Below are 9308 nucleotides of genomic sequence, written 5' to 3'. Positions count from 1 at the left end.
TGGCCTTCATGTGCCGGCACTTCGGCAAGAAGGGCGTGATCTTCATGCCGGTGACGACGCCGGACCAGAAGATCCAGAAGACCCGGATGTTTGGTGGCGACGCCGTCGAGCTGGTGATGACCGGCGATTACTTCGACGACACGCTGGCGGCGGCACAGGCGTTCTGCGCCGAGAAGGGCGGTCATTTCCTGTCGCCCTTCGACGATGAGGACGTGATCGAGGGGCAGGCCAGCGTCGCGGTCGAGATCGAGGGCCAGCTTGGCCGCACCCCGGACCACGTGGTGATCCCGGTCGGCGGTGGCGGGCTTGGCTCGGGGATGCTGAGCTATTTCGGCAATGGCTGTCAGTACACCTTTGTCGAGCCGCGGGGCGGCGCCTGCCTGCAGGCGGCGCTGCGGGCGGGCCACCCGGTGGCGCTCGAGCGGGTCGACAACTTCGCCGACGGCGCGGCGGTGGCGCGGATCGGCGCAAAGACCTTTGACCGCCTGAAGGGCGTCGGTCTCGCCAACACGCTGACCATCAGCGAGGACCGGCTCTGCACCACCATGCTCGAGATGCTGAATGTCGAGGGGGTTGTGCTCGAGCCCGCCGGCGCGCTTGCGGTGGATGCGCTCAAGGATCTCGGCCAGTCGATCCGCGGCCGCTCGGTGGTGTGCATCACCTCGGGGGGCAATTTCGATTTCGAACGGCTGCCGGAGGTGAAGGAGCGTGCACTGCGCTATTCGGGGGTGAAGAAGTATTTCATCCTGCGCCTGCCGCAGCGCCCTGGCGCGCTGAAGGATTTCCTGGGCTTCCTCGGGCCGGAGGACGATATCGCCCGCTTCGAATACCTGAAGAAATCGGCGCGCAACTTCGGATCGGTGCTGATCGGGATCGAGACCTCGGACCCGGTGCATTTCGAAGAGCTCTTCGGCAAGCTCGATGCGCACGGGTACACCTATCGGGACATCACCGATGACGAGGTGCTGGCGCAGTTCCTGATCTGATCCTGGCTCGGCCCCGGCCTGGCAGCCTGTGCGGGTTCGGCGGGCTGCGCCCTCTCCGGTGTGTCCCGAGGTTTGCAGGATCTCTGCGTCGGGCGCGCGGCCCTCAGGCAGCGAGCCGGTCAGGAAGATCGCGCAGGAACGCTTCGCGGCTTTGTTCGTAGACCCGGGCGATGAGCGCGGGATCGATGCCGTCGGTGGCACCGGATCGGGCGGTTGCTTCGCCCTCGCCGCAGAGTTCCGCAAATGCTGCGAACCCGAGATTGAGCGCGCTGCCGCGCAGGAAATGCAACGCGGCCTCGGTTTGCGGTGGGCTGTGCCGCAGCCCCTGAAGGTCGGCGATCGTGGTTTCGACCTCCTGCAGGAAAAGCGGCACAAGCTCGTCGAAATCGGCACCGCCGATTTCATCGCGCAGCTCGGCAACCCGGTTCCAGTCGATCATGAGGCACCTCCTGAGGACGGGGTAACGTGATCGGGTAAAGAAACCCTTTCGAAGGGCGGGCAGGCGCGCCGGCAATCCGAAAGGAACCGTTAGGGGAGATCGGCTAGACAGGCCCGACCTGCGCGAACGAGGATGCCGCTTGCACCCTGACCAGAGACCCATTGCCGCCCCGTCCGAGTCGGCCGCCATCATCCAGCGCGTGCTTCTGGTCGATGACAGTGCGGCGCAGCTCAAGATCCTTGCGGCGATGATGCGGCACTGGGGGTTCGAGGTCTGGCAGGCGGAAAGCGGCGCGGAGGCGCTCGCGCTCTGCGACGAGATCGCCTTTGACGCGGTGCTATCGGACTGGATGATGCCGGGGATGGACGGGCTCGAGTTCTGCCGCCAGTTCCGTCGGTTGTCGGCGGAGCGCTATGGCTATTTCATCCTGCTGACCTCGAAGAACGAGCGTGGCGCCATTGTGCGCGGGCTCGATGCGGGCGCGGACGATTTCCTGACCAAGCCGGTGAGCTCCGACGAGCTGCGCGCCCGCATCAACGCCGGCGCGCGTCTTTTATCGACCCAGCGGCAGTTGTCAGAGGCGCTGGGCAAGCTGCGCACCGCCTATGACGCCATCGACCGCGATCTGCGGCAGGCGCGCACCATCCAGCAGGCGCTGGTGCCGCGGCGGCATCAGCGGTTCCGCACCGCGAGCGTCAGCCTGCTGTTGAAACCCTGCGGACATGTCGGCGGCGATCTGGTGGGCATGTTCAGCCCCGATCCCACCGGCGTCGGGGTCTACTGCATCGACGTCTCGGGCCACGGCATCACCTCGGCCCTGATGACGGCGCGGGTGGCGGGCTATCTGGGCGGCGATTTTCCCGATCAGAACATCGCGCTCGAACGGCGGCGCGAACGACAGATGATCTTTTGCCCGCCCAAGGTGGTGGCGATGCGGCTGAACCAGCGGCTCGCGGCGGACCCTGGGGTGCTTGAATACCTCACAATGGCCTATCTCACACTCGAGCTGGGGTCAGGGCTTGTCACGCTGGTGCGCGCCGGCCACCCGCCGCCGCTGCTGATCCGCGCCGATGGCGACATGGAGTTTGTGGGCGTCGGCAGCCTGCCGGTGGGCCTGTTGCCCGATGCAAGCTACGAGGAAACGCGGCTCTCGCTGGCGCCCGGCGACCGCATTCTTCTTTATTCCGACGGCATGACCGAGGCGCGGCTGAGCGGCGGCGGAATGCTTGACGAGCGCGGCCTGATCGAGCTGGCACGCGACTGCCGCGCCGCCAGCGGCACCGAGTTTCTCGATGATCTCTACTGGCGTCTGAGCCAGCTCACGCCGCCGGGCCACCCGCTCGAGGATGACGTCTCGGCGGCGCTGGTGGAGTACCACGGGCCATGAGTCCTGAGCCGTGAGCCTTCAACCGTGTGCCGGGGCTCAGAGGGCGAAGCGCTTGACGAAGTCGCAGTCGCCGGGATTGCCGAGGATATCGGCGGCGATGCCGGGCGCCACGAAATGCGCGCTGTGGCCGTCTTCGCTGGGGGGGCCGAGCGGGCGCACCGGATGCGCCATGTAGATGATGCAGAGCTTCTCGGCCCAGAGATCGTATTCCGGCATGTAGGTAAAGCGCCGGAAGGCGCCGAGCCGCTGCGGCCTGGCGATGCGCCAGCCGGTCTCTTCCAGCACCTCGCGGTGCAGCGCCTCGAGCGGCGATTCGCCCGGGTCGATGCCGCCGCCGGGCAGCTGGAACTCGGGCCAGGGATCGGTCTGATGGGTCAGCAGCAGCGCTCCGTCGCGGGGCAGGATCGCGTAAGCGCCGGGGCGCAGTGTGTATTTCCGCCCGGTTTCCGGCGGCTGGCCATAGCGTGCGATCATCGGGGGCCCCCTTGGTTCCTGCCTTGTCCTGCCTATATGGTGCCGGTATGCCAACCGCCGGCAAATAAGGAAACCCCATGACCATCGGCAGCAAACTTGCCTGGGACGACACCGTCCTTCCGTTTCAGCTTGACCTCTCCGACATCCGGGGCCGTGTCGCGCGGCTCGACGGAGTGCTCAACGGCATCCTGAGCCAGCATGACTACCCGCCTCAGGTCGAGGCGCTGGTGGCCGAGATGGCCCTGCTCACGGCGCTGATCGGCCAGACGGTGAAGCTGCGCTGGAAGCTCTCGCTCCAGGTCCAGACCCGCGGTGCAGTGCGGATGATCGCCACTGATTACTTCGCCCCCGAGAACGAGGGCGAACCCGCGCGCATCCGCGCCTATGCCAGCTACGACGCCGAGAAGGTGTCGGATGCGCCCGCCTTCGAGCAGCTCGAAGACGGCTACTTCGCCATCCTGATCGACCAGGGCAAGGGCACCACGCCCTACCAGGGCATCACGCCGATCGCCGGTGGCTCGCTCGCGGCCTGCGCCGAGGCCTATTTCGCCCAGTCCGAGCAGCTGCCGACGCGCTTTGCGCTGAACTTCGGCCGCGCCCTGCAGGCGGACGGCTCGGGCGAGTGGCGTGCCGGCGGCCTGATGATCCAGACCATGCCCAAGGCCTCGCCCTTCGCGCAGAGCGGGGAGGGCGGCTCGGGCGAGAACGGGCTGCTGCGCGCCGAGGATCTCGTCGAGGGCGACGAGGAAGAGAACTGGCGCCGGGTGAACTTCCACGTCGACACCGTCGATGAGCTCGAGCTCATCGGCCCGGACCTGCCGCCGACCGATCTGCTGGTGCGCCTGTTCCACGAGGAACAGCCGCGCGTTTTCGACGCCCAGCCGGTGCGCTTCGGCTGCACCTGCTCGGAGGACCGGGTGCGCCAGTCGCTGTCGATCTATTCGGCGCGCGACATCGAGAAGATGACCACCGAGGAGGGGCTGGTGACCGCCGACTGCCAGTTCTGCGGCGCCCATTATGAGCTCGATCCACAAAGCGTGGGGTTCGAGGCGAAGAAGTGAGCCGGACCGAGGATCAGATCGCGGCCTTGCGTCGGGCGGTGACGGGGGAGCACGCCCCGTCATCGGATTTCGATCTGAACCCCGAGACGGTCCTGCCCGCCAATCGCAAGCTGCGGCCAGCCGGTGTGCTGGCCGCGTTCCTGCCCGGCGAGGATGGGCTCGAGCTGGTGCTGACCAAGCGCTCGTCGCGGCTCAAGCATCATCCCGGGCAGATCGCCTTTCCCGGCGGCAAGGTCGACGCGGGCGATGACGGGCCGGTCGATGCCGCCCTGCGCGAGGCGCATGAAGAGGTCGGGCTGCCGCGCGAGACGGTCGAACTTCTGGGCACGATGGCGCCGCATGAGACGGTGACGGGCTTTCTCGCGACCCCGGTTCTGGGCCTTGTGAGAGACGAATTCACGCCGATGGCCGAGCCCGGTGAGGTGGCCGAGATCTTCCGCGTGCCCTTCGAGCATGTCACCGATCCGGCGCGCTACAGCATCCAGTGGCGGCGCTGGCGGGGGCAGCGCCGCTATTACTACACCGCGCCCTTCGGCCCCTATTACATCTGGGGCGCGACGGCGCGGATGCTGCGAGCCTTGGCCGGGCGGATCTCGCCGTGACACGGGTCGGGGGGGAGTGGCTCAGCTGCGCGTCGACGCAGGAGGTTCTGGCGATGCTGGAACAGGCCGGCCACGCCGCCTACGCCGTGGGCGGCTGCGTCCGCAACGCGCTCTTCGGGGCACCGGTGGCCGATGTCGATATCGCCACCGATGCGCGCCCCGACACGGTCGTTGCGCTGGCCGTCGCCGCCGGGCTCAAGCCGGTGCCCACGGGCATCGACCACGGGACGGTCACCGTGGTGGCCGAGGGCATCGGCCACGAGGTCACCACTTTCCGCGCCGATGTCGAGACCGATGGCCGCCGCGCCGTGGTGCGCTATTCCGACGACATCGCCGAGGATGCGGCGCGGCGCGATTTCACCATGAACGCGCTCTATGCTGACGCGCGCGGTGATGTGCTCGACCCGCTGAACGGCCTGCCGGATCTGGAGGCCCGCCGGGTGCGCTTCATCCGCGATGCCGGCGAGCGTATCCGCGAGGATTACCTGCGCATCCTGCGCTTCTTCCGCTTTCACGCCTGGTATGGTGACGCGCAGGCCGGCGTCGATCCCGAGGCGCTGGCGGGCATCGCCGCCAATCTCGACGGGCTCGAGGCGCTCTCGGCCGAGCGCGTCGGGCACGAGATCACGCGGTTGCTCTCGGCCCCCGATCCGGCGCCTTCGGTGGCGGTGATGGAGCAGGTGGGCGTTCTGGCGCGGGTCTTGCCCGGCGCCACGTCGCGGATGCTGGCGCCGTTGGTGGCGCTGGAAGAGAGCGCGGGGCTGGCGCCCGATCCGATGCGCCGGCTCGCGGTGATGGGCTATTTCGACGCGCGCAGCCTGCGGCTCTCGAAGGCGCGCCAGAGGCATCTCGAGGCGTATCAGAGCCTGATATCAGCCAGCACAGGCTATGCCGAGATCGCCTATCGCCATGGCGAGGCGATGACCCGCGACGTCGCGGCGCTGCGCGGGGCGAGCTTCGGCCAGCCGATTGCCGACGATCTCGAAGCGCAGATCGCCACCGGGGCAGGGGCCAAGCTGCCGATCCGCCCGCGCGACCTGATGCCGGAGTATGAGGGCCCGGCGCTGGGCGAGGCCCTGCGCGAGCGCGAGCGGCGCTGGATCGCATCCGGCTTCACCCTGACCAAGGCCGACCTTCTGAAGTGACCTCCTGCAAATGAATATCGACCCGCTCTACGGCTTCGTCTTCTTCGGCCTGTTCTCGCCCGGCCCCAACGTGGTGCTGCTGACCGCCTCCGGCGCGCGTTTCGGCATCCGCCGCACGCTGCCGCATCTTTTCGGCGTGGTGCTGGGCGTGGGCATCACTGCCGGGCTCACCGGGCTCGGCATCGCGGCGCTGCTGCAGCAGGCGCCGATGCTGGAGCTGGCGCTGAAGATCGCCGCCAGCGCGTGGATGCTATACATGGCGTGGGGGCTGTGGACCTCGGACCGGCGCAGGGGCAAGGCCGAGCGTGACCGGCCGATGACGCTGATCGAGGCGGTGCTGTTCCAGTGGGTCAATCCCAAGGTCTGGGCGGTGGCGCTGGCGGCGGCCTCGGCCTATCCGGGCACCAGTGGCCCGTGGTGGGAGGCGGTGCGGCTCGGCAGCGCGTTTTCCGGCATCAACCTGGTCTGCTGCCTGTTCTGGACCAGCGCCGGTGCGTTGCTCACCTACCTGCTCACCACGCCGACCGCGTGGCGGGTCTTCACCCGGATCATGGCCGTCGCTCTGGGCAGTTTTTCCGTCATGGTCTTCCTGTAGGAAATCGGGGAGACTGCGCCCGCAAGCGACAGGATGTTCCCCAGTGTTCCGCTTCTTCGAAAATCTCGTAGACCCCTACACGGCTTACACCCCGACGGACCGGCCGCCGACAAGGCTGCTGCCGTTCCTGATGGACTATGCCCGCCCGTTCCGGACCCTCTTCGTCTGGGCGGCGCTGCTCTCGGTCGTCGTGGCGCTGGTCGAGATCGGGCTGATCTGGGCCATGGGCTGGGTGGTGGACATCCTCGCCGGCGATCCGGCGCAGGTCTGGGAGCAACATGGCGGCGCGCTGATCGCGCTGGGGCTTTTCGTGCTGTTCCTGCGCCCGCTCCTGCAGGCGTTAGACGTGCTGGTGCTCAACAACGCGATCATGCCGAACTTCGGCACGCTGATCCGCTGGCGGGCGCATGCGCAGGTGCTGCGCCAGTCGATCGGCTGGTTCGAGAACGATTTCGCCGGGCGCATCGCCAACCGCATCATGCAGACCCCGCCCGCCGCAGGCGAGGCGGTGTTCCAGGTCTTCGACGCGCTGACCTTCTCGCTCGCCTACGTGCTCGGCGCGGCGGTCCTGCTCGCCGATGCCGATCCGCGGCTGATGCTGCCGCTGCTGCTCTGGTTCGCGGGCTACGTGCTGCTGATGCGCTGGACGATCCGCCGGGTCGGGCCGGCCTCGAAGGCGGCCTCGGATGCGCGCAGCTTCGTCAATGGGCGGGTGGTCGATGCCTATACCAATATCCACTCGGTGAAGATGTTCGCGCAGGACCGGCAGGAGCTCGACTACGCGCATGAGGCCATCGACCAGGCGCGCGACACGTTCCAGCGCGAAATGCGGCTCTATACCATCATGGATGTGGCCCTGGTGATCCTGAACGGGCTGCTGATCGTCGGCGTCGTGGGCTGGGGGCTGGTGCTCTGGATGCAGGGTGCGGCTTCGGTCGGGGTGGTGGCGGCGGCAACCGCGCTGACGCTGCGGCTCAACGCCATGACCGGCTGGATCATGTGGGCGCTGACCACCTTCTTCCGCCAGCTCGGCGTGGTGGCCGAGGGCATGGAAACGATTGCCCAGCCGATCACCCTGGTCGATGCGCCGGACGCAAAGCCGCTGACGCTGACGCGGGGCGAGATCCGGCTCGAGGGCCTGAGCCACCATTACGGGCGCGACAGCGGCGGGCTCGACCGCATCTCGCTGACCATCGCGCCGGGCGAGAAGATCGGGCTGGTGGGGCGCTCGGGAGCGGGGAAATCGACCCTCGTGAAGCTGCTTCTGCGGTTCTATGATCCCGAGAGCGGGCGCATTCTGATCGACGGGCAGGACATCACTGAAGTGCAGCAAGACAGCCTGCGCCGCGCCATCGGCATGGTGCAGCAGGACAGCGCGCTGCTGCACCGGTCGGTGCGCGAGAACCTGCTTTACGGCCGGCCCGATGCCACCGAAGCGCAGGTCATCGCCGCGGCGAAACAGGCGCAGGCGCATGAGTTCATCCTCACACTGCAGGATCCGCAGGGCCGCACCGGCTATGACGCCCATGTGGGCGAACGGGGGGTGAAGCTCTCGGGCGGGCAGCGGCAGCGGGTGGCGCTGGCGCGGGTGATCCTAAAGGACGCGCCGATCCTGCTGCTCGACGAGGCCACCTCGGCGCTCGACAGCGAGGTCGAGGCGGCGATTCAGGATACGCTCTACGGCATGATGGAGGGCAAGACGGTGATCGCCATCGCGCACCGGCTTTCGACCATCGCGCAAATGGATCGCATCCTCGTGATTGATGGCGGCCGCATCGTCGAGGAAGGCAGCCATGACGTGCTTTTGCAGCGTCAGGGCCTATATGCGCAGTTCTGGGCCCGCCAATCCGGCGGCTTCCTCGATCCAGACACGGAGGCAGCGCAATGACCCTGTCCGACATCATCGACCCGTTCTCGCGCGCCGAGACCCCGCCGCCGCAGACCCTTGGCCGCTTCGTCGGCTGGGCGCTGAGCGGCGCGTGGCTGGTGCTGATCCCGGCGGCGATCCTGTCGGCGCTGGGCGGGGTGACCGAGGTGCTCGCGGCGAAGCTGCTGGGCGACGTGATCGACCGGGCGCTCGGTGGCAGTGCCGAGACCATGCTGGGCGAGAACGCCACCTTCCTGATCCTCTGCGCGCTGTTTTTCGTTCTTCTGCGCCCGGCGATCCTCGGGCTCTCGGCCTACACCCAGTCGGTGGTGATGCAGCCCAACGTGTTCAACCTGATCCTGAGCCGGGTGCACCGCTACACGCTCGGCCATTCGGTGACCTTCTTCGACAACGATTTCGCCGGGCGCATTTCGCAGAAGGAGATGCAGACCGCCCGCGCGCTCAACGACGTGGTCTCCGAGGTGGTGCAGGCGATGCTCTTCGCGCTGGCCTCGGTGGCGGGCTCGATCCTTCTCGTCGGCGCGATCGACTGGCGCATTGCCATCGGGCTGGTGCTCTGGGTCGTGGTCTACGGGCTCTTGCTGCGTTACTTCATGCCGCGCATCCGGATCCGGTCCAAGGCGCGGGCGGCGGCGCGGGCGATGGTGACGGGCCAGCTCGTCGACACCGTCACCAACATCAAGACGGTGAAGCTCTTCGCGCATGATTCCTTCGAGGACGAGGCAGCGCTG

The 9308-nt window shown here is 67.7% G+C and carries 10 protein-coding genes; 8 read left to right on the top strand and 2 right to left on the bottom strand.

The features are described from left to right. On the top strand, positions 1-986 hold a 986-nt coding region (ilvA, locus tag AC6RA4_RS19920; RefSeq protein ID WP_500163331.1), incomplete at its 5' end, for a threonine ammonia-lyase IlvA. A gap of 103 nt (positions 987-1089) precedes the next feature. Here the strand turns inward: ilvA and AC6RA4_RS19915 are convergent. Beyond that, a complete protein-coding gene (locus AC6RA4_RS19915) occupies positions 1090-1425 on the bottom strand; it encodes an Hpt domain-containing protein (protein ID WP_500163329.1) in 336 nt (111 codons plus the stop codon). A gap of 139 nt (positions 1426-1564) precedes the next feature. Here AC6RA4_RS19915 and AC6RA4_RS19910 point away from each other — a divergent pair, with 139 nt between their 5' ends. After that, positions 1565-2812 carry a PP2C family protein-serine/threonine phosphatase gene (locus AC6RA4_RS19910; RefSeq protein ID WP_500163328.1) on the top strand — a complete coding sequence of 416 codons (1248 nt, stop codon included), beginning with the start codon at positions 1565-1567 and terminating at the stop codon, positions 2810-2812. Between the two features lie 36 nt (positions 2813-2848). Here AC6RA4_RS19910 and AC6RA4_RS19905 read toward each other — a convergent pair whose 3' ends face one another. After that, positions 2849-3286, bottom strand: a complete 438-nt coding sequence (locus tag AC6RA4_RS19905; RefSeq protein ID WP_500163326.1) for an NUDIX hydrolase — start codon at positions 3284-3286, stop codon at positions 2849-2851. A gap of 77 nt (positions 3287-3363) precedes the next feature. Here AC6RA4_RS19905 and hslO point away from each other — a divergent pair, with 77 nt between their 5' ends. From hslO to AC6RA4_RS19875, 6 genes are all read left to right on the top strand, one after another. Continuing rightward, on the top strand, positions 3364-4347 hold the full coding sequence (gene hslO, locus AC6RA4_RS19900; RefSeq protein ID WP_500163325.1) for an Hsp33 family molecular chaperone HslO: 984 nt from the start codon (positions 3364-3366) through the stop codon (positions 4345-4347). Continuing rightward, complete coding sequence (locus AC6RA4_RS19895; RefSeq protein WP_500163324.1) at positions 4344-4949, top strand: CoA pyrophosphatase; 606 nt, start codon at positions 4344-4346, stop codon at positions 4947-4949. Before hslO ends, AC6RA4_RS19895 begins: the two co-directional genes overlap by 4 nt. After that, positions 4946-6094 carry a CCA tRNA nucleotidyltransferase gene (locus AC6RA4_RS19890; protein WP_500163322.1) on the top strand — a complete coding sequence of 383 codons (1149 nt, stop codon included), beginning with the start codon at positions 4946-4948 and terminating at the stop codon, positions 6092-6094. The genes AC6RA4_RS19895 and AC6RA4_RS19890 overlap by 4 nt, the downstream gene beginning before the upstream one ends. A 10-nt stretch (positions 6095-6104) precedes the next feature. After that, positions 6105-6689 (top strand): LysE family translocator, encoded by a 585-nt coding sequence (locus AC6RA4_RS19885; RefSeq protein ID WP_500163321.1) that lies wholly within the window; start codon positions 6105-6107, stop codon positions 6687-6689. A 43-nt stretch (positions 6690-6732) separates the two neighbouring features. Then, on the top strand, positions 6733-8577 hold the full coding sequence (locus AC6RA4_RS19880; protein ID WP_500163319.1) for an ABC transporter ATP-binding protein: 1845 nt from the start codon (positions 6733-6735) through the stop codon (positions 8575-8577). Continuing rightward, positions 8574-9308, top strand: a 735-nt coding sequence (locus AC6RA4_RS19875; protein WP_500163317.1) for an ABC transporter transmembrane domain-containing protein, incomplete at its 3' end; no start/stop codon positions are given. The genes AC6RA4_RS19880 and AC6RA4_RS19875, both read left to right, overlap by 4 nt.

The sequence above is a fragment of the Salipiger sp. genome (genome assembly GCF_059781815.1).
This window is presented reverse-complemented; position numbering and strand designations above follow the sequence as displayed.

Bases quoted from the DNA above. Each gene is read 5' to 3' on its own strand.
- AC6RA4_RS19885 (WP_500163321.1), top strand. From the start codon at position 6,105: ATGAATATCGACCCGCTCTACGGCTTCGTCTTCTTCGGCCTGTTCTCG.
- AC6RA4_RS19905 (WP_500163326.1), bottom strand. From the start codon at position 3,286: ATGATCGCACGCTATGGCCAGCCGCCGGAAACCGGGCGGAAATACACA.
- AC6RA4_RS19915 (WP_500163329.1), bottom strand. From the start codon at position 1,425: ATGATCGACTGGAACCGGGTTGCCGAGCTGCGCGATGAAATCGGCGGT.
- hslO (WP_500163325.1), top strand. From the start codon at position 3,364: ATGACCATCGGCAGCAAACTTGCCTGGGACGACACCGTCCTTCCGTTT.